This is a genomic window from Streptomyces sp. NPDC005866, from assembly GCF_040629895.1.
In the GTDB taxonomy this organism is placed as follows: domain Bacteria; phylum Actinomycetota; class Actinomycetes; order Streptomycetales; family Streptomycetaceae; genus Streptomyces.
On sequence record NZ_JBEXWP010000003.1, the window covers coordinates 363,606 to 388,882 of the forward strand.

22 protein-coding genes and 1 pseudogene are annotated in these 25,277 nt (G+C 72.1%); 18 read left to right on the top strand and 5 right to left on the bottom strand.

Translation table 11 applies throughout. From position 1 onward, the window contains the following. Positions 1 to 18: 18 nt before the first annotated feature. Genes ABZ396_RS06470 through ABZ396_RS06480 form a run of 3 tightly spaced genes read left to right on the top strand, consistent with a single transcriptional unit; the run spans position 19 to position 1,812 of the window. On the top strand, positions 19 to 621 hold the full coding sequence (locus ABZ396_RS06470) for a hypothetical protein (RefSeq protein ID WP_358921637.1): 603 nt from the start codon (positions 19 to 21) through the stop codon (positions 619 to 621). Positions 622 to 630: 9 nt separating this feature from the next. After that, complete coding sequence (locus ABZ396_RS06475; protein ID WP_358921639.1) at positions 631 to 1,443, top strand: hypothetical protein; 813 nt, start codon at positions 631 to 633, stop codon at positions 1,441 to 1,443. A gap of 39 nt (positions 1,444 to 1,482) precedes the next feature. After that, on the top strand, positions 1,483 to 1,812 hold the full coding sequence (locus ABZ396_RS06480) for a rhodanese-like domain-containing protein (protein ID WP_358921758.1): 330 nt from the start codon (positions 1,483 to 1,485) through the stop codon (positions 1,810 to 1,812). Between the two features lie 64 nt (positions 1,813 to 1,876). Here ABZ396_RS06480 and ABZ396_RS06485 read toward each other — a convergent pair. Then, positions 1,877 to 2,007: pseudogene (locus ABZ396_RS06485) on the bottom strand (acyl-CoA dehydrogenase); the annotation flags it as partial. A 159-nt stretch (positions 2,008 to 2,166) separates the two neighbouring features. Between ABZ396_RS06485 and pepN the strand changes: the two are divergent. The 4 genes from pepN (at position 2,167) to ABZ396_RS06505 (ending at position 7,676) form a co-directional block, all read left to right on the top strand. After that, positions 2,167 to 4,602 carry an aminopeptidase N gene (pepN, locus tag ABZ396_RS06490; protein ID WP_358921641.1) on the top strand — a complete coding sequence of 812 codons (2,436 nt, stop codon included), beginning with the start codon at positions 2,167 to 2,169 and terminating at the stop codon, positions 4,600 to 4,602. Between the two features lie 361 nt (positions 4,603 to 4,963). Further along, the gene (locus ABZ396_RS06495) at positions 4,964 to 5,749 is read left to right on the top strand and encodes a DUF5819 family protein (RefSeq protein ID WP_358921643.1); all 786 of its coding nucleotides are present in this window, start codon (positions 4,964 to 4,966) and stop codon (positions 5,747 to 5,749) included. Further along, entirely contained in the window at positions 5,746 to 6,945 is a 1,200-nt protein-coding gene (locus ABZ396_RS06500; protein WP_358921645.1) for an HTTM domain-containing protein, read from the top strand. Before ABZ396_RS06495 ends, ABZ396_RS06500 begins: the two co-directional genes overlap by 4 nt. Continuing rightward, a complete protein-coding gene (locus ABZ396_RS06505; RefSeq protein ID WP_358921647.1) occupies positions 6,942 to 7,676 on the top strand; it encodes a TrmH family RNA methyltransferase in 735 nt (244 codons plus the stop codon). The genes ABZ396_RS06500 and ABZ396_RS06505 overlap by 4 nt, the downstream gene beginning before the upstream one ends. An 83-nt stretch (positions 7,677 to 7,759) precedes the next feature. Here the strand turns inward: ABZ396_RS06505 and paaN are convergent, their stop codons facing one another. Then, positions 7,760 to 9,466 (bottom strand): phenylacetic acid degradation protein PaaN, encoded by a 1,707-nt coding sequence (paaN, locus tag ABZ396_RS06510; protein ID WP_358921649.1) that lies wholly within the window; start codon positions 9,464 to 9,466, stop codon positions 7,760 to 7,762. Between the two features lie 148 nt (positions 9,467 to 9,614). On the opposite strand from paaN, the gene ABZ396_RS06515 reads away from it, so the two are divergent. Together ABZ396_RS06515 and ABZ396_RS06520 are read left to right on the top strand one after the other, a co-directional pair. Continuing rightward, positions 9,615 to 11,129, top strand: a complete 1,515-nt coding sequence (locus ABZ396_RS06515) for a 3-hydroxyacyl-CoA dehydrogenase (protein WP_358921651.1) — start codon at positions 9,615 to 9,617, stop codon at positions 11,127 to 11,129. Next, positions 11,126 to 11,713, top strand: a complete 588-nt coding sequence (locus ABZ396_RS06520; protein WP_358921653.1) for a TetR/AcrR family transcriptional regulator — start codon at positions 11,126 to 11,128, stop codon at positions 11,711 to 11,713. Before ABZ396_RS06515 ends, ABZ396_RS06520 begins: the two co-directional genes overlap by 4 nt. A 2-nt stretch (positions 11,714 to 11,715) precedes the next feature. On the opposite strand, the gene ABZ396_RS06525 is transcribed toward ABZ396_RS06520, so the two are convergent. Further along, entirely contained in the window at positions 11,716 to 12,201 is a 486-nt protein-coding gene (locus tag ABZ396_RS06525) for an Lrp/AsnC family transcriptional regulator (protein ID WP_358921760.1), read from the bottom strand. A gap of 190 nt (positions 12,202 to 12,391) precedes the next feature. Between ABZ396_RS06525 and pdhA the strand changes: the two genes are divergently transcribed. Genes pdhA through ABZ396_RS06560 form a run of 7 tightly spaced genes read left to right on the top strand, consistent with a single transcriptional unit; the run spans position 12,392 to position 20,288 of the window. Further along, positions 12,392 to 13,537: a pyruvate dehydrogenase (acetyl-transferring) E1 component subunit alpha gene (gene pdhA, locus ABZ396_RS06530; RefSeq protein ID WP_358921655.1), complete on the top strand. Its 1,146-nt coding sequence runs from the start codon at positions 12,392 to 12,394 to the stop codon at positions 13,535 to 13,537. Continuing rightward, positions 13,534 to 14,538, top strand: a complete 1,005-nt coding sequence (locus ABZ396_RS06535) for an alpha-ketoacid dehydrogenase subunit beta (protein WP_358921657.1) — start codon at positions 13,534 to 13,536, stop codon at positions 14,536 to 14,538. The genes pdhA and ABZ396_RS06535 overlap by 4 nt, the downstream gene beginning before the upstream one ends. Beyond that, positions 14,538 to 15,842, top strand: a complete 1,305-nt coding sequence (locus ABZ396_RS06540) for a dihydrolipoamide acetyltransferase family protein (protein WP_358921659.1) — start codon at positions 14,538 to 14,540, stop codon at positions 15,840 to 15,842. The genes ABZ396_RS06535 and ABZ396_RS06540 overlap by 1 nt, the downstream gene beginning before the upstream one ends. Positions 15,843 to 15,900: 58 nt before the next feature. Then, positions 15,901 to 16,803 (top strand): NTP transferase domain-containing protein, encoded by a 903-nt coding sequence (locus tag ABZ396_RS06545; protein WP_358921661.1) that lies wholly within the window; start codon positions 15,901 to 15,903, stop codon positions 16,801 to 16,803. Beyond that, positions 16,800 to 18,176, top strand: coding sequence for a molybdopterin molybdotransferase MoeA (locus ABZ396_RS06550; protein ID WP_358921663.1), 1,377 nt, complete (start codon positions 16,800 to 16,802; stop codon positions 18,174 to 18,176). Before ABZ396_RS06545 ends, ABZ396_RS06550 begins: the two co-directional genes overlap by 4 nt. Next, complete coding sequence (locus ABZ396_RS06555) at positions 18,173 to 19,270, top strand: potassium channel family protein (protein WP_358921665.1); 1,098 nt, start codon at positions 18,173 to 18,175, stop codon at positions 19,268 to 19,270. Before ABZ396_RS06550 ends, ABZ396_RS06555 begins: the two co-directional genes overlap by 4 nt. Positions 19,271 to 19,307: 37 nt before the next feature. After that, positions 19,308 to 20,288, top strand: coding sequence for an NAD(P)H-quinone oxidoreductase (locus ABZ396_RS06560; RefSeq protein WP_358921667.1), 981 nt, complete (start codon positions 19,308 to 19,310; stop codon positions 20,286 to 20,288). Positions 20,289 to 20,331: 43 nt separating this feature from the next. Here ABZ396_RS06560 and ABZ396_RS06565 read toward each other — a convergent pair whose 3' ends face one another. Next, positions 20,332 to 20,865, bottom strand: coding sequence for a hypothetical protein (locus tag ABZ396_RS06565; protein ID WP_358921668.1), 534 nt, complete (start codon positions 20,863 to 20,865; stop codon positions 20,332 to 20,334). 185 nt (positions 20,866 to 21,050) lie between these two features. On the opposite strand from ABZ396_RS06565, the gene ABZ396_RS06570 reads away from it, so the two are divergent. Continuing rightward, positions 21,051 to 21,593: a bacterial proteasome activator family protein gene (locus ABZ396_RS06570; protein ID WP_358921670.1), complete on the top strand. Its 543-nt coding sequence runs from the start codon at positions 21,051 to 21,053 to the stop codon at positions 21,591 to 21,593. A gap of 113 nt (positions 21,594 to 21,706) precedes the next feature. Here ABZ396_RS06570 and ABZ396_RS06575 read toward each other — a convergent pair whose 3' ends face one another. Continuing rightward, positions 21,707 to 23,347: a protein kinase gene (locus ABZ396_RS06575; protein ID WP_358921672.1), complete on the bottom strand. Its 1,641-nt coding sequence runs from the start codon at positions 23,345 to 23,347 to the stop codon at positions 21,707 to 21,709. A gap of 319 nt (positions 23,348 to 23,666) precedes the next feature. Here ABZ396_RS06575 and ABZ396_RS06580 point away from each other — a divergent pair, with 319 nt between their 5' ends. Continuing rightward, positions 23,667 to 25,247 (top strand): protein kinase, encoded by a 1,581-nt coding sequence (locus ABZ396_RS06580; protein ID WP_358921674.1) that lies wholly within the window; start codon positions 23,667 to 23,669, stop codon positions 25,245 to 25,247. The last annotated feature ends 30 nt before the right edge of the window (positions 25,248 to 25,277 follow it).

Genomic DNA, 25,277 nt, shown 5'->3' on the forward strand with positions numbered 1-25,277 from the left:
CAGGGATGAGGTGCTGAGGTGAAGTACGTCGTCATCGAAGGCAGCGAAGGCGTGGGACCGGCCTTCGCTGACGACAGCGAAGGCGTGGGACCGGCCTTCGCTGACGACAGCGAAGGCGTGAGGTCGGTCTTCGCTGACGACAGCGAGGGCACGGGGCCGGTCTTCATCGACGACAGCGGGGCCGTCGGGCCGGTCTTCATCGACCCCAGCCCCTATCTGGCGCGGCTGCCGGAGTTCGTCGACGACCTGCCGCCCGGCGCCCGCGCCTTCGCCACCGACCCCCGCCACTACGACTTCGGCGGCCACCGTTGTGTGCAGGATCTGCGTCCGATGGCCATGCGCCGCACGGCCCCCGACGACATCGAGATCCGCTTCCGCCATCACTGCCACAAGCACGACGAGGACCTGGTCGTCCGCTACTCGGGGGTCTCGCGCTTCCAGACGGAGGTCCTGGGCGCCTGCGACCTGACCTCCCTCGGCGAAGTGGTCCTCGACGAGATCCTCCCGTACCCCGACGGCTGCACCCACGAGCTGGTCTGCCGCCCCGGCACCATCGTCGTGGCCTGCAGAGATCTGGTCGCCGACTGGGTGGCGGCCACCCGCGAGGACGACAGGCCCTAGTCTGGTCGGGTGACGACCCCGGAAGCTGAGCAGTCTGAGGCACCGCGGCCCGAGGAGCGCCTGGAGCGGGCCGTGCGGGCCGCCGAGCAGGCGTTGATCGAGTACGAGATCGCGGTCGAGACCTTCCGTGTCGAGGTCGAGAACTTCTCTCGCCTGCACGAGCAGAAGCTCGGACCCCTCTATCTCCGCCTCGAAGAACTGGACGCGCGGATCGCCGAGGCGAAGGCCGCCCGCACCGGCGACCCCGAGGACATCCGCGCCGCCGAGGAGGCCCGGGCCCGGGTCCTGCCCATCCCCGGTGTCGAGGAACTGCTGCACGGCTGGATGGACGGCCACGGCCTGTTCCCGGAGGCCGCCGCGATGCTCACCGAGCAGGAGGTAAGGCCCCCGCAGCGGGTGCGGCCCAGCGAGGAGGCCCGCCGGCTCTACCGCGAGCTGGCCCGCAAGGCCCATCCCGACCTGGTGCAGGAGGGGGCCGAGCAGGAGCGGCGCGAGGAGTTCCTCAGCCGGGTCAACGCGGCCTACGCCCGTGGCGACGAGGCCCTGCTGCGGGAGCTGGCCGAGGAGTGGGCGGCCGGCCCGGTCCCGCCCGAGCGCAGGCCGAGTCGCGCCGAGGAGCTGTACGCCCGCCTCGAATGGCTCGCCCAGCGCAAGGAACTGCTCACCCTCGTGGCCAAGGAACTGGAGGACGGCCCCATCGCCGGCCTGCTCCGGCTGGCCCCCGACGACCCCGACGGCCTCCTCGGCGAGATCGCCGAGAGGCTCCGCAAGGACGTGGCCGAGCGGGAGACGGAGCTGGCCGCGCTGCTCGCCCAGGAGTAGCGGTCGGGTAGCGTCGGAGCCATGAACTTCGCAGCGCGTGTGCCCACGGTCAAGGTCACGGACCTCAAGGACGGCGACTTCCTGCTGGACGTCCGCGAGGACGACGAGTGGCAGGCGGGCCACGCCGCGGGCGCCCTGCATATTCCGATCAGCGAGTTCGCGGCCCGCTACGGCGAGTTCACCGAGGCCGCTCCTCAGGACGGCCGTGTTCACGTCATCTGCCGCTCCGGCGGCCGTTCGGCCCAGGTCGCGATGTACCTGGTCCAGCAGGGCATCGACGCGGTGAACGTGGACGGCGGCATGCAGGTGTGGCAGGCGGCGGGACGAGAGGTCGTGACGGACGCGGGCGAGCCGGGTTTCGTCGTCTGAAGCGGCCAGTTCGGAGGCGTTGCCGCTATCGCAGTGGATGCGCGGCGAGCAGATCCACGCCTTCCCGGTCGAAGCCCTCGGCCACGGCGCCGGTGGTCAGCGCGGGCTCGGCACCGCGTCCGGCGCCACCCCGGCGAAGACCCCGCGTGCCGCCTCGCCCGCCGCCAGTTGCTCCTCGGCGAAGGTGAAGTCCACGGTCCTGTCCTCCCGGCGGGTCCGCTGATCTCACGGTCCGTCAAGATAGAACAGGTTCCAGAAGAAGGGAACCGAAAACCCCTGCGATCACCCACTCCTTCCGTCGTAGGCTGACGCGCGCTGTCCGCCGACGGGGGACGGACACACGAGGGAGGACACATGGGGATCCGCAGCCTGACCCGCACCGAGGCCGAACGCCGGTCCGCACTGATCACGGTCGAGCGGTACGAGGTGGACATCGACCTCACCGCCCTGACCGCAGGGCCGGAGATCCGGTGCGTCTCCACGGTGTCCTTCACCTGCGCCGAACCGGGCGCCGAGACCTTCGTCGACTGCGCGGCCGAGGTCCGTGCCGCCACCCTCAACGGCACCCCGCTCACCCCGGGCGACGACGGCCGGATCCCGCTGCCCGGCCTGGCCGCGCACAACGTGCTGCGCGTCGAGAGCGTCCAGGCCGGCACCACGGCCGGCCCGGGCGTCCACAAGGCCGTCGACCCCGCCGACGGCGAGGTCTACGTCTGGACCAGCTTCGAACCGGACGAGGCCCGCTTCGTCTGGGCCTGCTTCGACCAGCCCGACCTCAAGGCCCCGCACGCCTTCACCGTGACCGCGCCGGCCGCCTGGACCGTCCTCAGCAACTCCGGTGATCCGCGCGTCGAGGAGCAGGGCGCGGCCCGCCGCTGGTCCTTCCCGGACACCCCGCCGCTGTCCGTGTACAACACCGTCGTCAACGCGGGCCCCTTCCACGAGATCCGCCGCGAGGCCGACGGCCACGACCTCGGTATCTTCGCCCGCCGCTCGCTCGCCGAGGTCCTGGAACGCGACGCCGACGAGATCTTCACCCTCACCCGCCAGGGCCTGGCCTTCTTCGCCGAGGCCTTCGCGATCCCGTTCCCGCAGCGCAAGTACGACCAGGTCTTCATGCCTGAGTTCGGCGGCGCGATGGAGAACTACGGCTGTGTGACCTGGTCGGACATGTTCCTGCGGCGGGCCACGCCGACGCCGGCCGAGCGCGAGCGGCTCGCACTCGTGCTGCTGCACGAGATGGCGCACATGTGGTTCGGCAACATCGTCACCATGCGCTGGTGGGACGACCTCTGGCTGAACGAGGCCTTCGCCGAGTTCGCCTGCCACTGGGCCGCCGAGAGCGCCACCCGCTACACCGACGTCTGGGCGGGCCACCTCGCCGGCGACAAGCTCCAGGCCTACCTCTCCGACCAGGGCCCGGTCTCCCACCCGATCCACCAGCCCATCCACGATGTCGCCCAGGCCGCGTCGATCTTCGACAACATCACCTACCCCAAGGGCGCCTCCGTCCTCCAGCAGTTGATGACCTACGTCGGCGAGGACCGTTTCCGGACCGGCATGGCCGCCTACTTCGCCCGCCATGCCTGGGGCACCACCACCCTCCAGGACCTGATCGACGCCCTTGCTGAGGCGAGCGGCCGGGACCTCGCCACCTGGCGGAAGGCCTGGCTGGAGACCGCCGGCACCGACCGCTTCACGCTGGAGCACGCCGGCGGCACCGTCACTCTGGTCGCCGACGGCAGCCCGCGCCCGCAGGTCCTGGCCGTCGGTGCGTACAACCGCGACGGCGACGCCCTGGAACGCACCGCCCTGGTCCGCGTCGAGGTGACCGAGCCCCGAACCCCGGTCACCGGCCTTCCCGCCATGTCCGACCTCCTCCTGATCAACGACGACGACCTCACCTTCGCCACCACCCGCCCGGACCCCGCGACCCGGGACACCCTGTTCCGCACGGCGGCCCAGCTGCCCACGGCCATCTCCCGGGGCGTGGCCGCCGCCACCGTCTGGGACATGCTCACGGCCGGCGAGGCCACGGCGGCCGAGGCCGGACGGTGCCTCGCCGCGCTCCTCGCCGCCGAGACGTCCGACGCCGTGATCGAGCCCTGTCTGACGCTCGTCACCAACATCGCCGAACTCTGGGCCCCGGACGCCGACCGCCCCGCGCTGACGGAGGCCGCGGCCAGGGCCTGCCGGCAGCTCGCCGACGATCCGGGCCGCCGCCGGGTGGCCCTGCGCGGCCTGGCCCGCACCGCGACCGGCGCCGAGGACCTGGCCTGGCTCCGCGACCAGGCCGGCGACGACGTCGACCTGCGCTGGCGCGCCCTCGTCCGCGAGGCCGAGCTCGGCGGCGACGTCACCGCCGAGTCCGCAGCCCTGCTCGGACGCGATCCCGACCCCGACGCCTGGGTCCGCGCCCTCACCGTCCGGGCCGCCTCCCCCGACCCGGCCGCGAAGGCCGAGGTCTGGCAGCGGCTGGCCGTGGACCGCACGGTGCCCGTCCAGTCGGTCAGGGCGGTGGCGGACGCCTTCTGGCGCCCCGGCCAGGACGCCCTGTTCGTCCCCTACACCGAGCGCTACCTCGCCGCGGTCCCACAGCTGGGCCAGGGCGGAATGATCCCGGCGATGGTCTACACCTCCCAGCTCTTCCCGCTGTACGCCATCGACTCCGCATACGTCGAGAAGGCCCAGCAGGCGGCCCAGGAAGCGGCCCCCGTGGTCCGCAACACCCTCCTGGAACGCTCCGACGCTGTCCGCCGCATGCTCCACGCCCGGGCCGTGAACGCCTGATCCCGGAGCGCGTCCACGGCTTGACGGGCAGATCCACAGTTTCGAGGGGGAGGTCCACGGTTTCAACCGCTGTGGAAAACCTCCGACACGGCCTGTGGACAACTCGCCGAGCAGGCTCCGTCGGCCGCCCTTGTTCGCCGTACGACCTGCTGTGACGTCGGTCGTGGAGTCCGGCGGACCGCTGCGGAGACCGCCGCCGCGCCCGGCCGGAGTGGCGACGGCCACGTGCCCGGGCCGCTCCCCGGGGCTGCGCCCGGCGGCCGGTGCTGAGTACCGTTCCGTGCGAGTGCCGGGCAGCGGCACCCGGCCGGTCCCGGATGGGCCGGCCGGACGACGTGGCGGGATCGGGGAACGGGGCGGAATGGACGCGTACGACGGGGACCCGGACGCCCGGAAGGGGCCGGAGGGTCCGAGCGGGACGCGCCAGGATTTGTGGCCTGTCGAAGCGGCCCGTCCGGAGCAGCCGCTCCTCGGCACACAGCAGCCCCCCGCCGCCCCCCGCACTGGCGTCGCCGCCCTCTCCCCCCGCTACCAGGTCGGAGCGGCCCTGGCCCTGGCCCTGGTCGCCGTCGCCGCCTGTGTGCACCTCGGGATGGTGTTCCTGAGCGTCGCGCCGCCGAACACGGTGACGAAGCAGCACGGCAAGGCGATCGAGGACTGGGTGTACCCGGAGTTCGAGCAGAACTGGAAGCTGTTCGCGCCGAACCCGCTCCAGCAGAACATCGCCGTGCAGGTGCGCGCCGACGTGCTGATGCGGGACGGCACGACGACCACCACCGGCTGGAACGACCTGTCGGCCCAGGACGGCAAGGCCATCGACGGCAGCCTGCTGCCGAGCCACACCGTGCAGAACGAGCTGCGCCGGGCCTGGGACTTCTTCGTCAGCACGCACGGCACCGACAACCGCCCGATCGGCCTGCGTGGCTCCCTCTCCGAGCAGTACCTGCGCCGGATCGTCGTGATGCGCATGTACGAGGGGGACGCGACCAGCGAGAAGGGCACCATCGAGCGGGTCCAGGTGCGCTCCAGCACCACCAACGTGCCGCCGCCGGACTGGAGCGGCGAGAAGGTCTCCGACACCCCCGCCTACCGGGTGCTGCCCTGGTGGACGGTCACGGCGGACGAGGCCGACGGGGGTGTGCGATGAACCGCCTCGCCCTGTGCCTGTCCCGTGCCATCGTCCGGGTCACCGAGTCGGCGCTCGGCCCGTACCAGACGGCCGTCGTACGCATCGGCTTCGCCGCCACATGGCTGCTGTTCCTGCTGCGCGAGTACCCGCACCGCCAGGAGCTCTACGGCCCCGACGGCCCCTGGAGCTTCCACCTGGCCCAGCAGCTGACCACGGACAACCACGCCTTCACGGCGCTGCTGTCCTCCGACGGCCAGGCCTTCTTCGAGGTCTTCTACCTCCTGGCCGTCCTCTCCAGCGCCCTGCTGCTGATGGGCTGGCGCAGCCGCACCATGTCCCTGCTGTTCATGGTCGGCGTGCTGTCCCTGCAGAACCGCAGCGTCTTCATGGGCGACGGCGGCGACAACGTGCTGCACCTGATGTCCTTCTACCTGGTCTTCACACGCTGCGGCCAGGTGTGGTCCCTGGACGCGCGCCGGGCGGCACGCGCGCGTGCCGAGGAGAAGCCGGTCACCGACCGGGTCGGACCGGTGCTCTGGGCGGTGTCCGGTCTCCTGCTGGCCGTGGCGGCCCTCACCGGCCGCACCGGCGGCGGCTGGCTGGTACCGGCCCTGGCGTGGGCGACCTGGGCGGGCGCCGCCCTGTGGTGGGCGGCGGGCCGCTGGGCTCGCACACCCGAGCCCCGGATCCTGCTGGACGTCATCGCCGACATCCTGCACAACGGCGCCCTGTTCGTGATCATGGCCGAGGCCTGCCTGATCTACGCCACCGCCGGCTGGTACAAGATCCAGGGCTCCCGCTGGCAGGACGGCACCGCCGTCTACTACCCGCTCCACCTGGACTACTTCTCGCCCTGGCCGGCCCTCGCCGACCTGCTGTCCGCCAACGGCACCCTGGTGATGCTGGTGACCTACGGGACGGTCGTCGTCCAGGTCGCCTTCCCGTTCACGTTGTTCAACCGCCGGGTCAAGAACGTGCTGCTGGCCGCGATGATGACCGAGCACGCGGTGATCGCGGTCGTCCTCGGCCTGCCCTTCTTCTCCCTGGCGATGATCGCGGCGGACTCGGTCTTCCTGCCGACGGCCTTCCTGCGCCACCTCGGCGGCCGCGCGGCACGCGCGCGTGACCGCGTGTTCCGGCGCGGCGCCCCCGCGCTGCCGCCCACCCGCGCCCCGGAGGCCGACGAACAGCCCCGCGTAGGCTTCGGGGCATGACCGACCCCCTGAGCCACTGGGCGCGGCTGGCCGGCTCCGCCGTCCTCCTCGACGGCTTCCACGCCCTCAAGCACGCGTTGCGCTTCGGAGCGCAGGTACCGGTGGCGGTCACCACGGACCGCGCGGCGGCGCTGGTCCTGGCGGACGAGCTGGCGCCGGACGTCCGGGAGGCGCTGGCCGCCCTGCTGACGGAGGTGCCGCCGGAGACGTACGCGTCCCTCGTCTCCCGCCCGCATCCCACGGCCGTGGCCGCCCTGGCCGTACGGCCGTCCCGCGAGGCCAACCTGCGCGAGCTGGTTCATGTCCCGCGCACGGCCCCGATCATCGTCCTCGACGAGCCCCGCAACCTCGGCAACGCGGGCGCGGTGATCCGCTTGGCGGCGGGTTTCGGCGCCACGGGAGTGATCACGACCGGCCCGCTCGACCCCTGGCATCCGACGGTCGTACGGGGCGGCGCGGGCCTTCACTTCGCGACGGCGGTGGAGCGGTTGACGGTGCCGGAGCTGCCGCCGGGCCCGGTGTACGCCCTGGACCCGGAGGGCGAGGACATCCGGAGCACGAAGCTCCCGGACGACGCGATCCTCGCCTTCGGCTCGGAACGGACGGGCCTTTCGGCAGAGCTGCGCGCGCGTGCCGACCATCTCCTGCGACTGCCGATGCGCCCCCAGGTGAGCAGCTACAACCTGGCGACCAGTGTCGCTATGACCCTGTTCCACTGGAGCGCCCCGTAAGGGGCGCGGGGCCGTATTCGACGGGCGGCTACCGCCGCGTGTGCGCGACCAACCCCCACGCTCCCGCGGACGACAGCCCGGCCTTACGCCTCCCTGCGCACCTCGATCACCCGGAACCGGTTCGCCACGAACGCCCCGTCGCACAGCGCGGCGTTCGCCGCCGCGTTGCCGCCCGACCCGTGGAAGTCGGAGAACGCGGCCGTCTGGTTCACGTACACCCCGCCGACCAGGTTCAGCGACAGCTGCGCCGACTCCTCCAGGCAGACCTCCTCCACGGCGCGCTCCACTTCGGTGTCGACGGTGTAGGCGCCGACCGTCATCGCCCCCTTGTCCCGCACCGTCCGCCGCAGCAACTCCACCGCGTCGCCGGCCGAGTCGACGGCGACCGCGAAGGACACCGGACCGAAGCACTCGCTCATGTACGCGGCCTCGTCGTCCGCCCCCTCCCAGTATTTCCGCGCCCCGTCGAGCTTCACGATCACCGGCGTCCGGACGACCGCGTCCGGGAACTCCGGGTTGGCGATCTCCCGGGACGCGAGGGCGACCTCGCCGAGCCCGGCGGCGGCCTCCAGACGGGCTTTGACGTCGGGGTTGACGATGGCACCGAGCAGCGCGTTCGCACGGGAGTCGTCACCGAGCAGACCGTCCACCGCGCGGGCGAGGTCGGCGACCACCTCGTCGTACGTCCGGGGACCCTCGTCGGTGCGGATGCCGTCGCGGGGGATCAGCAGGTTCTGCGGGGTCGTGCACATCTGGCCGCTGTAGAGGGAGAGCGAGAACGCCAGGTTGGAGAGCATGCCCTTGTAGTTGTCGGTGGACTCCACCAGCACCGTGTTGACGCCGGCCTTCTCCGTGTAGACCTGCGCCTGCCGGGCGTTGGCCTCCAGCCAGTCACCGAAGGCGGTGGAGCCCGTGTAGTCGATGATCCTGATCTCCGGGCGGGTCGCGAGGGTCTTCGCGACGCCTTCGCCGGGGCGCTCCGCCGTCAGCGCCACCAGGTTGGGGTCGAAGCCGGCCTCGGTGAGCACCTGGCGGGCGACCTGCACGGTGAGGGCGAGCGGCAGCACCGCGCGCGGGTGCGGCTTCACCAGCACCGCGTTGCCCGTGGCGAGGGAGGCGAACAGCCCCGGGTAGCCGTTCCACGTCGGGAACGTGTTGCAGCCGACGACCAGCGCGATCCCGCGCGGGACCGGCTTGAACGTCTTCGTCAGCGCGAGCGGGTCGCGCCTGCCCTGAGGCTTGGTCCACTCGGCCGTGTCGGGGGTGCGGACCTGCTCCACGTACGCGTACGCCACCGCCTCCAGGCCGCGGTCCTGGGCGTGCGGGCCGCCCGCCTGGAACGCCATCATGAACGCCTGACCGCTGGTGTGCATCACCGCGTGCGCGAACTCGTGCGTCCGGTCGCTGATCCGCTTGAGGATCTCCAGACACACCACCGCGCGCGCCTCCGCGCCCGCGTCGCGCCACGCGCGCTGGCCGGCCTTCATGGCGGGCAGCAGTGTGTCGACGTCGGCGTGCGGGTAGGTCACGCCCAGTTCGATGCCGTAGGGGGAGACCTCGCCGCCCACCCAGTCGTCGGTGCCGGGCTGGCCGAGGTCGATACGGCCGCCGAGAAGGGCGTCGAAGGCGGCCTTGCCCGCCGCCGCGTCCAGGCTGCCGTGCTCGCCGTAGGCCTTGGGGTGCTCGGGGTGGGGGGACCAGTACGCGCGCGTGCGGATCGCCTCCAGTGCCTGGTCAAGCGTGGGCCGGTGCTTGGCGATCAGCTCGTGCACGGTGAGTTCGGCGGTCATGCGGGACCAACTCCTCGTCTGATGAGCTCCCCTTCGAGCTCAAGACCTGGGCGGAAACGGCCGGACAGAGTTAGAGTAACCGAACGATCGGTCGGGACAAGGGGGCCTGCCGCATCTGTGGAAAACCCCGTGCGGGAGGATCGCGCACATGACAGCACTCGACCTCAGCAGCCCCGTCGGGGTCGCCGGAACCGGCACCATGGGCCAGGGCATCGCCCAGGTCGCACTCGTCGCGGGCCATCCCGTACGGCTGTACGACGCCGTCCCCGGGCGGGCCGGGGACGCTGCCGCAGCGATCGGCGCGCGCCTCGACCGGCTCGTCGAGAAGGACCGGATGGCGGCCGCCGACCGGGACGCTGCCCGCGCGCGGCTGCTGCCCGCCGAGGAGCTCACCGAGTTCGCCGACTGCTCCCTGGTGGTGGAGGCCGTGCAGGAGCGGCTGGAGGCCAAGCAGGAGCTGTTCCGCACCCTTGAGGACATCGTCGACGGCGACTGTCTGCTGGCCACCAACACCTCCTCCCTGTCGGTGACGGCCATCGGCGGCGCCCTGCGCGGCGCCTCCCGTCTGGTGGGCCTGCACTTCTTCAACCCTGCCCCGCTGCTGCCGCTGGTCGAGGTCGTCTCCGGGTTCGCCACCGACGTCACGTCGGCCACGCGCGTGTACGAGACGGCACGCGCCTGGGGCAAGACGCCGGTGGCCTGCGCGGACACCCCCGGCTTCATCGTCAACCGCATCGCGCGGCCCTTCTACGCCGAGGCGTTCGCGGTCTACGAGGCACAGGCCGCCGACCCCGCCACCATCGACGCGGTGCTGCGCGAGAGCGGCGGCTTCCGGATGGGCGCCTTCGAACTGACCGACCTGATCGGCCAGGACGTCAACGAGTCCGTCACACACTCCGTGTGGCAGGCCTTCTTCCAGGACGTCCGCTTCACGCCCTCCCTGGCCCAGCGCCGGCTGGTCGAGTCCGGCCACCTCGGCCGCAAGACCGGGCACGGCTGGTACGACTACGCGGACGACGCCGAGCGCCCCGAGCCGCACACCGCCGAGCCGGCCGACCGGCCCGCCTACGTCATCGCCGAGGGCGGCCTGGGCCCGGCCGCCGAACTGCTTGCGATGATCCGCGAGGCGGGCATCCAGGTCCGCGAGGAGGACGAGGACCACGGCACCCGCCTGATGCTGCCCAGCGGCGGCCAGTTGGTCCTCGCCGACGGCCAGACCGCGGTGGAGTTCCGGGACGTCGTCTACTTCGACCTGGCCCTCGACTACCGCCGCGCCACCCGTATCGCCCTGTCCGCGGGACACGACACCCTGCCGCAGACGCTCCAGGAGGCCATCGGTCTCTTCCAGGCGCTCGGCAAGCAGGTCAGCGTCATCGGCGACGTCCCCGGCATGATCGTCGCCCGAACGGTCGCCCGGATCGTCGACCTCGCGCACGACGCGGTCGCCAAGGGCGTCGCCACCGAGGAGGACATCGACACCGCGATGCGCCTGGGCGTCAACTACCCGCTCGGCCCCTTCGAGTGGAGCCGCCGCCTCGGCCGCGGCTTCGCCTACGACCTTCTCGACGACCTGCATCTGCGCGATCCGAGCGGCCGTTACGCCCCCTCCCTCGCGCTCTACCGCCACGCCTACGCCACCGAGAAGCGGGAGGGCGCCTCATGACAACCGCCAAACGCGACACCTACACCCCCGAGACCCTGCTCTCGGTGGCCGTCCAGGTCTTCAACGAGCGCGGCTACGACGGCACCTCCATGGAGCACCTCTCCAAGGCGGCCGGCATCTCCAAGTCGTCGATCTACCACCATGTGTCCGGCAAGGAGGAACTGCTGCGCCGGGCCGTCAGCCGGGCCCTGGACGGGCTGTTCGGGATCCTCGACGAGGAGCACGCGCGCGAGGGGCGCGCCACCGACCGCCTGGAGCACGTCGTGCGGCGCATGGTCGAGGTACTGATCGCCGAACTGCCGTACGTGACGCTGCTGCTGCGGGTGCGCGGCAACACCGGTGCCGAACGGTGGGCGCTGGACCGGCGCCGCGACTTCGACCACCGGGTGGCCGACCTGCTGAAGGCGGCCGCCGCCGACGGGGACGTACGCGGTGACATCGAGGTGCGCCTCGCGACCCGGCTGGTCTTCGGCATGGTCAACTCGATCGTGGAGTGGTACCGGCCGGACGGGCGCGGCGCGAGCGAGCGCGAGGTCGCCGACGCGGTGGCGCGCCTGGTCTTCTCGGGGCTCCGCGCGGCCTGACCTCAGCCGCCAGGCTCCAGGTCCTCCTCCTCGAACACCAGCAGTGTGCGCGTGCTGAGCACCTCGGGGATCGCCTGTAGCCGGGTCAGCACCAGCTCGCGCAGTGCCCTGTTGTCGGGCGTGTGCACCAGGAGCAGGACGTCGAAGTCCCCGCCCACCAGGGCGATGTGGTCGGCGCCGGGCAGCTGCCGCAACTCCTCGCGCACCGTGCGCCAGCTGTTCTGGACGATCTTCAGCGTGATGTAGGCGGAGGTGCCGTGACCTGCCCGCTCATGGTCCACACGGGCGCCGAAGCCGCGGATCACGCCGTCCTCGATGAGGCGGTTGATACGCGCGTAGGCGTTGGCGCGAGAGACATGGACACGTTCGGCGACCGACCGTATCGAGGCCCGGCCGTCCGCCTGGAGGATCTGCAGGATGTCCTGATCAATGGCGTCCAGGGGGCGCGCGGGCGGCAGCGCGGCGCGGTCCTGCGGGCCCTCGGCCATTTGTTCAGGTGGCATGTCCCCCCGCCTTCTCACCATGGACGTACTGCGTTCATTCCAGGCTGTGGAGAACCGTTTGTCCACAGCCTGGCGCCGCCTGTAGCCAAAATGTGCTGGCGACCGAACAATCGGTAGGTGAGGCGGGCCACAGCCGATCCGTCTCCCGTAGCCACCCCCACGAGGAGGTGCCGTCATGACGGTCCTGGAGCAGCGCGGCGCATACCGCCCGTCGCCGCCGCCCGCCTGGCAGCCCCGGACGGACCCCGCGCCCCTGCTGCCCGACGAGCGGCCGTACCGCGTCCTCGGGACCGAGACGGCCGCCCAGGCCGACCCGGAGCTGCTGCGCCGGCTCTACACCCAGCTGGTGCGCGGCCGCCGGTACAACACGCAGGCCACCGCCCTCACCAAACAGGGCCGCCTCGCCGTCTACCCGTCCAGCACCGGCCAGGAGGCCTGCGAGGTCGCCGCCGCGCTAGCCCTTCAGGAGCGCGACTGGCTTTTCCCCAGCTACCGCGACACCCTCGCCGTCGTCGCCCGGGGCGTGGACCCCGTCGAGGCGCTCACCCTGCTGCGCGGCGACTGGCACACCGGCTACGACCCCTACGCCCACCGCGTGGCCCCCCTCTCCACCCCGCTCGCCACCCAGCTCCCGCACGCCGTGGGCCTCGCCCACGCGGCCCGCCTCAAGGGGGACGACGTGGTCGCGCTCGCCATGGTCGGCGACGGCGGCACCAGCGAGGGCGATTTCCACGAGGCGCTGAACTTCGCCGCCGTCTGGCAGGCCCCGGTCGTCTTCCTGGTCCAGAACAACGGCTTCGCCATCTCCGTCCCGCTCGACAAGCAGACCGCCGCCCCCTCCCTGGCCCACAAGGCCGTCGGATACGGCATGCCGGGCCGCCTGGTCGACGGCAACGACGCGGCCGCCGTGCACCAGGTCCTCTCGGAGGCCGTACGGCACGCGCGCGAGGGCGGCGGCCCCACCCTCGTGGAGGCGGTGACCTACCGCATCGACGCCCACACCAACGCCGACGACGCCACCCGCTACCGCGGCGACGCCGAGGTCGACGCCTGGCGCGACCACGACCCGATCCTGCTGCTGGAGCGCGAGTTGACCGACCGCGGACTGCTCGACGAGGACTTCGCACGGCACACGCGCGAAGACGCCGAGACCATGGCCGCCGACCTGCGCGAGCGCATGAACCGCGACCCGGAACTCGACCCCATGTCCCTGTTCGACCAGGTGTACGCCGAGACCACCACACAACTGCGTGAGCAGCGCGCCATGCTGCGGGCCGAGCTGGAAGCCGAGCAGGACGACCGGGAAGGCGGGCACCGATGACGACCGTCGCCGTCAAGCCCGCCACCATGGCGCAGGCCCTCACGCGCGCGCTGCGCGACGCGATGGCCGCCGACCCCGCCGTACACATCATGGGCGAGGACGTCGGCGCCCTCGGCGGGGTCTTCCGGGTCACCGACGGCCTCGCCAAGGAGTTCGGCGAGGACCGCTGCACCGACACCCCGCTCGCCGAGGCCGGCATCCTCGGCACCGCCGTCGGGATGGCCATGTACGGACTGCGCCCGGTCGTCGAGATGCAGTTCGACGCCTTCGCCTACCCCGCGTTCGAGCAGCTGATCAGCCATGTGTCCCGGATGCGCAACCGCACCCGCGGCCGGATGCCCCTCCCGATCACCGTCCGCATCCCCTACGGCGGCGGCATCGGCGGCGTCGAGCACCACAGCGACTCCTCCGAGGCCTACTACATGGCCACCCCCGGCCTGCACGTCGTCACCCCCGCCACGGTCGCCGACGCCTACGGACTGCTGCGCGCCGCCATCGCCTCCGACGACCCGGTCGTCTTCCTCGAACCCAAGCGCCTGTACTGGTCCAAGGACACCTGGAACCCCGAGCACCCCACGGACGTTGAACCCATCGGCCGCGCGGTGGTGCGCCGCACAGGGCGCAGCGCCACGCTCATCACCTACGGCCCGTCCCTACCGGTCTGCCTCGAAGCCGCCGAGGCCGCCCAGGCGGAGGGCTGGGACCTCGAAGTCGTCGACCTGCGCTCCCTGGTGCCGTTCGACGACGAGACGGTCTGCGCCTCGGTACGGCGCACCGGGCGCGCGGTCGTCGTACACGAGTCGGGCGGGTTCGGCGGACCGGGAGGGGAGATCGCGGCCCGGGTCACGGAGCGCTGCTTCCACCACCTGGAGGCGCCGGTGCTGCGCGTGGCCGGGTTCGACATCCCCTACCCGCCGCCGATGCTGGAGCGCCACCACCTGCCCGGCGTGGACCGCATCCTGGACGCGGTGGCGCGTCTGCAGTGGGAGGCAGAGGGCTGATGGCACAGGTGCTGGAGTTCAAACTGCCCGACCTCGGTGAGGGGCTCACCGAGGCGGTGATCGTCAACTGGCTGGTCCAGGTCGGCGAGGTCGTCACGATCGACCAGCCGGTCGTCGAGGTCGAGACGGCCAAGGCGATGGTCGAGGTCCCCTGCCCCTACGGCGGTGTGGTCACCGCCCGCTTCGGCGAGGAGGGCACCGAACTGCCCGTCGGCGCCCCGCTGCTGACGGTCGCCGTCGGCGAGGCCACCACCGCCCCCGAGGCGGAGGGCTCCGGCAATGTCCTGGTGGGCTACGGCACCGCGGCACCCCCGGGGCGCCGCCGCAGGGCCCGTCCCACCGCACCGGAGCGGGCCAACGGCACGGCCGGCAAGCCCGCCGCGGTCGAAACGGCGGCCCACGCACGCGTGCCCGCACCGGCCCCGGTCACCGAGGGCCCCGTCCCGGTGATCTCCCCCCTGGTCCGCCGCCTCGCCCGGGACAACGGCCTGGACCTGACCCGGCTGTCCGGCTCGGGCCCCGACGGCCTGATCCTGCGCGCCGACGTCGAGGACGCCCTGCGGGTCAGTGCCGCCCGCGCCGCCACCAAGACCCCGCCCGGCCCGCCGAACAGTGCGACCGGCACCCGTACGCCCCTCAAGGGCATTCGGGGCGCGGTCGCCGACAAGCTCTCCCGCAGCCGCCGGGAGATCCCGGACGCGACCTGCTGGGTGGACGCCGACGCGACCGAGCTGATGCGTGCGCGGGCCGCGATGAACGCGGCGGGCCCGAAGATCTCCCTGCTCGCGCTCCTCGCCCGGATCTGCACGGCCGCCCTGACCCGCTACCCCGAGCTGAACTCCTACGTCGATGTCGAAGCCCGCGAGATCGTCCAGCTCGACCACGTCCATCTGGGCTTCGCCGCCCAGACCGGGCGGGGCCTGGTCGTCCCCGTCGTCCGGGACGCCCACACCCGCGATGCCGAGGCCCTGACGGCCGAGCTCGCCCGCCTGACCGAGGCGGCCCACGCCGGGACGCTCACCCCCGGCGAACTCACCGGCGGCACCTTCACGTTGAACAACTACGGCGTCTTCGGCGTCGACGGCTCCACCCCGATCATCAACCACCCCGAGGCGGCGATGCTGGGAGTGGGCCGTATCGTCCCGAAGCCCTGGGTGCACGAGGGCGAGCTGGCGGTCCGGCAGGTCGTCCAGCTGTCCCTCACCTTCGACCACCGGGTCTGCGACGGCGGCACGGCGGGCGGCTTCCTGAGGTACGTGGCGGACTGTGTGGAGAACCCGGCTGTACTTCTCAGGACGCTCTGAACGGTCTCACGCGGCCCTATCGGTTCCCAGTGATCCACCCGCCCCCCATACTCGAAAGGTGACCGAAACCGAGCCGCCGACCTACGACGCGATCGTGTTGGCCGGCGGCGCCGCCCGGCGCCTCGGCGGGGCCGACAAACCGTCCGTCCGCGTAGGCGGCCGCCCCCTGCTGGACCGCGTTCTGGCGGCCTGCGCCGGCGCACGCACAACCGTCGTCGTAGCGGCCCCCCGCCCCACCTCCCGACCGGTCCGATGGACCCGGGAGGACCCCCCGGGCGGCGGCCCGGTCGCCGCCCTCGACGCCGGCCTGCGCCACACCACCGCCGAGCGCACGGTCGTCCTCTCCGCAGACCTGCCGTTCCTCGAAGCGGCCACGGTGGAGCAGCTGTTGTCGGCCCTGCACACCTCCGGCACGGACGCCGCACTGCTCACCGACGCCGAGGGCAGAGACCAGCCCCTCGTCGCGGCCTACCGCACGACGCCGCTGCGCCACGCCCTGTCGGCCCTGGCCGAAGGCGACGGCCCCGGCCTCACCGGCCTCCCCCTGCGGCGCCTGACCGCCGCACTCGACCTCACCCGTGTCCCGGACCCCCTCGCGTCCTTCGACTGCGACACCTGGGACGACATCGCCGACGCCAGGGCACGCATCAGGGAGCATGGACACGTGTTGAACGAATGGATCTCCGCAGTCAAGGACGAACTGGGCATCGACCTGGACGTCGACACCGGCGTTCTGCTCGACCTGGCCCGGGACGCCGCGCACGGCGTGGCCCGCCCGGCCGCCCCGCTGACCACGTTCCTCGTCGGTTACGCGGCCGCCCAGGGCAAGGGCGGCCCCGAGGCGGTCGCCGAGGCGGCCCGCAAGGCCGCCGCGCTGGCCCTGCGCTGGGAGGAAGAGGCGAACGCAGCCGAGCAGTCCGCTACCGGGAAGCCCGCCCCCGACCCCGGGCCCGGCCGGTGACCGCCCCCGGTTCCCGGGTCGGCGCGACAGCCGGTGGCACCGACGACGATCTCGACGTCGAGGAGGCGCTCGCCCTCGTGAGAGAGCCCAGAGAGGGCATCACCGGCGGCCAGGCGCCCCCGCCCGCCGCCCAGGGCGAGCACGCCCACGGTGGTGGACCGGCGCACCAGCACCGCGCCACCCCCTGGCCCCGGGCCCGTGAGATTGCCGCACGCGCCGCCCGCTCCGGCGCCCGCCGCGCCCCCGTCTCCGTGCCGCTGGCCGACGCCCTCGGCCTCGCCCTGGCCGGCCCGCTGGACGCGCTGACCGACCTGCCCTCCTTCGACACCTCCGCGATGGACGGCTGGGCGGTGGCCGGCCCCGGTCCCTGGGATGTGCGCGAGGAGGACGTGCTGGCCGGGGACGCGCAGCCCGAGCCGCTCACCGACGGCGAAGCGGTGGGGATCGCCACCGGCGCCCGGATCCCGGCGGACACCACCGCGGTGCTGCGCAGCGAACACGGCCGTATGGACAGCCAGGGCCGGCTGCACCCCACCCGTGAGGTCGTCCACGGCCAGGACATCCGCGCGCGCGGCCAGGAGTGCCGCAGCGGCGACCAGTTGCTGCCCGTCGGCGCCCTGGTCACCCCGGCCGTCCTCGGCCTCGCCGCGGCCGCCGGGTACGACACCGTCACGGTCATCCCCCGACCCCGGGCCGAAGTCCTGGTCCTGGGGGACGAGTTGCTCACCGAAGGGCTCCCGCGCGAAGGGCAGATCCGGGACGCGCTGGGCCCGATGCTGCCTCCCTGGCTGCGCGCGCTCGGCGCCGAGGTGACCGCCGTACGCCGGCTCGGCGACGACGCCAAGGCCCTGCACAAGGCGATCACCTCGTCCAGCGCCGATCTCATCGTCACCACGGGCGGCACCGCGTTCGGCCCGGTCGACCATGTCCACCCCACCCTGGAACGCATCGGGGCGGAACTCCTCGTCGACGGCGTCAAGGTCCGCCCCGGCCACCCCATGCTGCTGGCCCGCACCAGGCAGAACCAGCACCTCGTCGGTCTGCCCGGTAACCCACTCGCCGCCGTCTCCGGTCTGCTCACCCTCGCCGAACCCCTGCTGCGCACCCTCGCCGCCCACCCGGCCCCCGAGCCGTACACGCTGCCCCTGGCGGAAGTGGCGCACGGACACCCGTACGACACCCGGCTCATCCCGGTCGTGCTGCGTGGTGACGCGGCCGTCCCGCTGCACTACAACGGCCCGGCGATGCTCCGTGGCATCGCCGCCGCCGACGCGCTCGCGGTCGTACCGCCGGGCGGGGCACAGCGGGGTGAGGAGACGGAGCTCCTTGACCTGCCGTGGGCGGCCGCGGGGATCGGGGTGTGTTTCACGTGAAACTTCCGGGCCATGACGCCATAGCCCGCCAGGCGGACGAACATCTGGTGACCCATCGGGTGAAACTCCCCAGGAAAGTGGTGGAGCGCCCGATCCGCCAGGTCAGCAAACGGCTGTCACTGGCCCTGTTGGTACTGATCGCCACCGCGTTCATCGTCTACGCCGACCACGACGGCTACAACGACACCTCGGACGGCGCCCTCGACGTCCTCGACGCCTTCTACTACGCGACCGTCACCCTCTCCACCACCGGATACGGCGACATCACACCGGTCAGTGACGCCGCCCGGCTCACCAACATCTTCGTCATCACGCCTCTGCGCGTGCTGTTCCTGATCATCCTGGTCGGCACCACGCTCGAAGTCCTCACCGAACGCACCCGGGACGAATGGCGCCAGAACCGCTGGAGGTCCGCCTTGCGCGATCACACCGTCGTCGTCGGGTTCGGGACGAAGGGTCGGTCGGCGATTCAGACCGTCTGTGCGACCGGGCTGAGGAAAGAGCAGGTGGTCGTGGTCGACCCCAGCTCCAAGGTGGTCGACGCGGCCACCGCCGAGGGGTATGCCGGGGTGGTCGGGGACGCGACCCGCAGCGAGGTGCTGAAGCGGGCCGAGGTGCACCGGGCCCGGCAGATCATCATCGCGACCCAGCGGGACGACACGGCCGTGCTGGTGAGCCTGACGGCCCGGCAGCTCAACAAGGGCGCGAAGATCGTGGCCGCGGTTCGTGAGGAGGAGAACGCGCCGCTGCTCAAGCAGTCCGGCGCCGACGCCGTCATCACCAGCGCCAGCGCCGCCGGGCGCCTGCTGGGGCTGTCCGTGCTCAGCCCGGCCGCCGGCATGGTCATGGAGGACCTGATCCAGCAGGGCACCGGCCTGGACCTCGTGGAGCGCCCGGCGGTCAAGGCCGAGGTCGGCAAGACCCCGCGCGAGACCGCCGACCTGGTGGTGAGCGTCCTCCGTGGACACCGGGTGCTCGGCTACGACGACCCCGCCGTCGGCACCATCCAGCTGACGGACCGGCTGATCACGATCGTGCGGGCCTCCCCGGGCACCCGGGTCGCCCCCGACATACGACCGCTGCCCCGGGCCTGACACGAAGCGCGCCCGGGTGGGGAGTAGCGTCGCCCGCATGTATGCGATCACGATTCCCGAACCTGGTGGGCCCGAGGTGCTGGTGTGGGAGGAGGTCCCCGATCCCGTGCCCGGCGAGGGCGAGGTGCTGGTCGAGGTGGTGGCCAGCGCCGTCAACCGTGCGGACATCATGCAGCGGATGGGCTTCTACGACCCGCCGCCGGGCGCGTCCCCGTACCCCGGCCTGGAGTGCTCCGGCCGGATCATCGCCCTCGGCCCGGGTGTCTCCGGCTGGTCGGTCGGCGACGAGGTGTGCGCGCTGCTCGCGGGCGGCGGCTACGCGCAGAAGGTCGCCGTCCCGGCCGGGCAGCTGCTGCCGGTGCCCGAGGGCGTGGACCTCAAGCAGGCAGCCGCGCTGCCCGAGGTGGCCTGCACGGTCTGGTCGAACGTCTTCATGATCGCCCATCTGCGCCCCGGCGAGACGCTGCTCGTGCACGGCGGCTCCAGCGGCATCGGCACCATGGCGATCCAGCTGGGCAAGTCGGTCGGCGCCAAGGTCGCGGTCACCGCGGGCACCAAGGAGAAGCTGGACTTCTGCGCCGAACTGGGCGCGGACATCCTCGTCAACTACCGCGACCAGGACTTCGTCACCGAGGTGAAGCAGGGCACCGACGGCGCGGGGGCCGACGTCATCCTCGACAACATGGGCGCCAAGTACCTGGACCGGAACGTGCAGACCCTCGCCGTCAACGGTCGGCTCGCGATCATCGGTCTGCAGGGCGGTGCGAAGGCCGAGCTGAACATCGGCGCGCTGCTCGGCAAGCGGGCCGCAATCAGCGCGACCTCGCTGCGTGCCCGTCCGCTCGCCGAGAAGGCGGCCATCGTCGCGGCCGTGCGGGAGCATGTGTGGCCGTTGATCGCGGGCGGCCATGTCCGGCCGATCGTCGACCGGGAGCTGCCGATGCCCGAGGCAGCCGAGGCCCATCGGCTGGTGGAGGCCAGCGGGCACATCGGCAAGGTCCTCCTCGTCGCCCCCTAGCGCCTGGCTCCACGGCTCGGCGCCTGGCTCCGCCGCTTGGCGGCTAGCTCCGCCGCAGCCGCAGAGCGATGAAGGCGAGGCCGAACCCGAGGCCGATCAGGACCAGGCCGCTGCCCAGCGGCAGGATGTGCAGCACGGGCTCGGAGGCGTCCTCCTGGCTGTGGGCCGCGGCCTGGTGGGTGGGGTGCGGCTGGGACGCGGTGGGCACCAGCCCGGCCTCCCGGGGCGGCTGCGCCGAAGTGGCGGCCGGGCTCTCGTCGCCGGTCTCCTCCGACTCCGTCGCCGTCTGTTCGCCGGGCTCGTCCTCGTCCTGCCCCTCGACAGCGGCCGCCGGTCCCTGGGGCCGTCCGGGCCGCAGCCGGCCCTCACCGGCCAGGGTTCCGGCCCGGGACGGCTCGGGGGACGCCGAGGCGCTGGCGGAGTCCGAGGGCACGGGCTCGGGGTCGTGTGCGACCACGGGCTCGGGGCCGTACGCGACGGCCGTGCCGTACGGCAGCAGGACCGTCGCGAGGACGAGCAGCAGGCGCACGAGCGCGAGCCGAACACCGCCGGGGGTGAATCGCGGCCTTGGAGTCACGTCGGTGACCTCCTGGAACACAGTCGTCAGAGCCGACGAACACCAGCCTCACATTCACCGACAAGCCCGGCATTTCTGATTCGGCCGATGGGTCTACGCCCGACCGGGGCGGTCCGGAAGGGTGGATCAGCCCCAACGGGGGGGCACCAGGGTGGTGAGGTGTACGGGTGCGAGAGAATGGCGGCATGGAGATGCCGAGGAACGAACGGTCGCCCGAGAACCCACAGATCCTGGTCGTGGGCCAGGACGGGATGGCACTCGGTGGCGGCAACGGGGACGAGGACTCCCGCGAGATCCCGGTGACGGAGATGGTGGAACAGCCCGCCAAGGTCATGCGGATCGGCAGCATGATCAAGCAGCTTCTGGAGGAGGTGCGCGCAGCTCCTCTGGACGAGGCCAGCCGGGTCCGGCTCAAGGAGATCCACGCCAGCTCCGTGAAGGAGCTGGAGGACGGTCTGGCGCCTGAGCTGGTCGAGGAGCTGGAGCGGCTCTCGCTGCCGTTCACCGACGACGCCACCCCGTCCGACGCGGAACTGCGTATCGCGCAGGCCCAGTTGGTGGGCTGGCTGGAGGGCCTCTTCCACGGGATCCAGACGACCCTGTTCGCCCAGCAGATGGCCGCCCGCGCCCAGTTGGAGCAGATGCGGCGCGCGCTGCCGCCGGGCGTCGGCGGCCACGAGGGCGAAGAACACGGACCGGCCGGCCGCACCGGCGGGCCGTACCTCTAGGACTGCCGAGCAGGACTGCCGAGCGGGACTCCCGAACAGGACTCCCGGACAGGACAGAGACGGCGAAGGGCCCGGCGTACCCGCCGGGCCCTCACTATGTGCTTGGCCGTGCCTCAGCCGGTGGCCGGGTTGCCCGTCGACACCCTGAGCTCGATGGTCGGCATGTCCTCGGGGTCGACGTCCGTGCCGGAGGACGGGAACTGCTCCATGATCGTGCCGTCGCCGTACGTGTTCTCGTCCACGTAGGTGGTCTTCATCTGCCATCCGGCGGCCTGGAAGCACTCCTTGACCGACTTGATGTACTTGAACTTGAAGTCAGGGACCTGGATCTTGTTCGCGTCGTTGTACGACTCCTGCGGCTCGGTGCACTCGGTCTTCTCGACGGTCTTCGAGGTGTCCGGCCCGCGGTAGCCCGACGCGTGCGAGGCCGAGGCGCTCGCGGTGCCGCCGCCGGTGTCGCCCCCGCTGCCGCCGTTGTTCCGCGCCAGCGCGACGACCAGGACGATCACCGCCACCAGCGACACCGCGATCGACCCGATGACCACCGGCCGGTTGCCCTTTCCACCACCACCGGAGGAAGGCGACTGGGGGGTGATGTTGTACGGCGGCGGGGGCGTCGGCGCCGGCTGGGCGTACCCGGCCGGTGTCCGGTAGCCCGCCTGCTGCGGATAGCCGTACGCCGGAGCGGGGGCCGGGGCGCCGTACGGATGGGGCGCCGGCTGGTACGGCGTCTGCACCGGCCCGGGAGGCGCCGGCGTCGCCTGGCCGACCGGGGGGAACACCGCGGAGCCGACTCCGGCGCCGCTCTGCGTCGGCGGGATGCCCGCGACGATGCTGGGCGCGGCCGGCTGGAGCGAGGCGGCCACCCGCAGGCACTCGTCGCGCATGGACTCGGCCGTCGGAAAGCGCTCGGTCGGGTTCTTCTTCAGCGCGCGGGCGACCAGCGCGTCCACGGCCGGGGGAAGGGAACGGTTGATCGAGGAGGGGGCGACCGGCTCCTCCTGGACGTGCGCGTAGGCGATCGCCAACGGCGAGTCCGCGTCGAACGGCAGCCGACCGGTGACCAGCTGGAACAGCATGATGCCGACCGAGTAGAGGTCGGACCGCGCGTCCACGCCCCGGCCCAGCGCCTGCTCCGGGGAGAGGTACTGCGGGGTGCCGACGACCATGCCGGTCTGGGTCATCGAGGTGACCCCGGACTGCATGGCGCGGGCGATGCCGAAGTCCATCACCTTGACGACCCCGCGCTTGGTCATCATCACGTTGCCGGGCTTGATGTCGCGGTGTACCAGCCCCATCTCGTGACTGATCTCCAGCGCGGCCAGCACATCGGCGGTGATCCTCAGCGCCTTGTCGGCGGGCATCGCGCCGTACTGCCTGAGGTCCTCGTCGAGCACCGAGCCGAGCGGGCGGCCCTCGACGTACTCCATGACGATGTACGGCATGAGCGAGCCGTCGCCCCCGGCGGAGCCGCTGTCGGACAGCGTGTCCTCTCCGGTGTCGAAGACGGAGACGATGTTGGTGTGCGTGAGCTTGGCCACTGCCTGGGCTTCGCGGCGGAAGCGCTCGCGGAAGGCCTGTTCGCGGCCGAGTTCGGTGTGCAGGGTTTTGATCGCGACCTGCCGGTCCAGGACCGTGTCGTACGCCAGGTGTACGGAGGCCATGCCGCCCGCGCCGAGCAGGTCGCGCAGTTGGTAGCGGCCACCGGCCAGGGGCCGCCCCGCATAACGGCCGTGTGCGCCGTCCTGGCTCATTTTCCCCGTCCCCCGTTGGGCACTCAGGCACCCTTGTTGATCGAATGTCTCATTCCCGGCCAAGTCTGCCCGAGGGCACTGACACGTCAAGCGCGGTGCCCGTTCCGTGACCGTACGCGAAAGAAGAGCCGCGGAAGAGTTGCAGCGGCCGTACCTTCCGGTACACAGAATTTGCACGGCAGCGCGTGGTACGGGTTTGATGGCCGGTCCGTCCACGGGCCGGAACCTTGACCTGGGGGTTGCGCGGAGGCTGTAGCGTGGCCGACGGAGACCGTGACAACACCGCGCGCACCGCGGGCAGAAACGACGGCGAGGACCGATGGCACAGACGCACAGCGCCCAGGGCCCGTCCGACCCCGAGGCGACTGGCGGCGGCATGTCAGACACGCCGGAGATGTGGGGCAACGGCGGCCTGGTCGGCGACGGCCGGTACCGGCTCACCCATCGGCTCGGCCGGGGCGGCATGGCCGAGGTGTTCGCCGCCGAGGACGTACGGCTCGGCCGTACCGTGGCCGTCAAGCTGCTGCGCGCCGACCTCGCCGAGGACCCCGTCTCCAAGGCCCGTTTCACGCGCGAGGCGCAGTCGGTCGCCGGGCTCAACCACCATGCGATCGTGGCGGTGTACGACTCCGGCGAGGACGTGGTCGGCGGCCAGTCCGTGCCGTACATCGTGATGGAGCTGGTCGAGGGCCGTACCATCCGCGACCTGCTGATCAACGCGGAGGCGCCGGGCCCCGAGCAGGCCCTGATCATCGTCTCCGGGGTGCTGGAGGCCCTGGCCTACTCGCACCAGCACGGCATCGTGCACCGCGACATCAAGCCCGCCAACGTGATCATCACCCACAACGGCGCCGTCAAGGTGATGGACTTCGGCATCGCCCGCGCCCTGCACGGCGCGTCCACGACGATGACGCAGACCGGCATGGTCATGGGCACGCCCCAGTACCTCTCCCCGGAGCAGGCGCTCGGCAAGGCCGTAGACCACCGCTCCGACCTCTACGCCACCGGCTGCCTGCTGTACGAACTCCTTGCCCTGCGGCCCCCGTTCGTCGGCGAGACCCCGCTGTCGGTGGTCTACCAGCACGTTCAGGACATCCCCATGCCGCCGTCCCAGACCTCCGAGGGCGCCGCCCCGCCGGAGCTGGACGGCCTGGTCATGCGCTCGCTCGCCAAGGAGCCCGACGACCGCTTCCAGACCGCCGAGGAGATGCGCGGGCTGGTCCAGTACGGCCTGCAGATGCTGTACGACCAGGGCGGCCACACCGGCACCTGGAACACCGGCCCGGTCAACGTGCACGACGGCCGGACCCCGGCGGCCGGTTTCGCCGGTACGGCCGTGATGCAGCACCCGGTGGACTCCTCCGGAACCTCGCAGATCCCGCAGCCGATCCTGCCGTCCGGCTACGGCGGCGGTGACGACGGCGGCTTCGAGGGCCAGGGCAACAGGGGCAGCGGCCGCGGCAAGCTGTGGATCCTGGCCGTCCTCGCGGTGATCGCCATCGCGGCGGGCGTCGCGCTGGCGCTGAACGGTGGTGGCGGTGGCGGCGGCGGCACGGGCACCACGCAGTCGCCGACCGCCTCGCGGACCACCAAGGACGAGACGCCCAGCGCCAGCCCCTCCGACAAGGCCAGCGCCACGGTCTCGGACACGGCAACCGACACAAGCGGCTCGGGCAGCGACACCAACCCCGGTTACACGCCGTCGTCGACGCCGTCGTACACCCAGTCCCAGACGGAGAGCAGCGGCCCGAGCGACCAGCCCTCGGACACGGCGAGCGCCTCGCAGCCCACCGACACCGCGAGCTCCCCCGCGGCCTCGCCCTCCGACACCTCGGGCACGGGCAGCGGCAACACGGACCAGGGCAGCACGATCTCCGGCGCCGGCCTGAGCAACCCTTGAGGGACACCGACACCCCCGCGGGGCTGACCG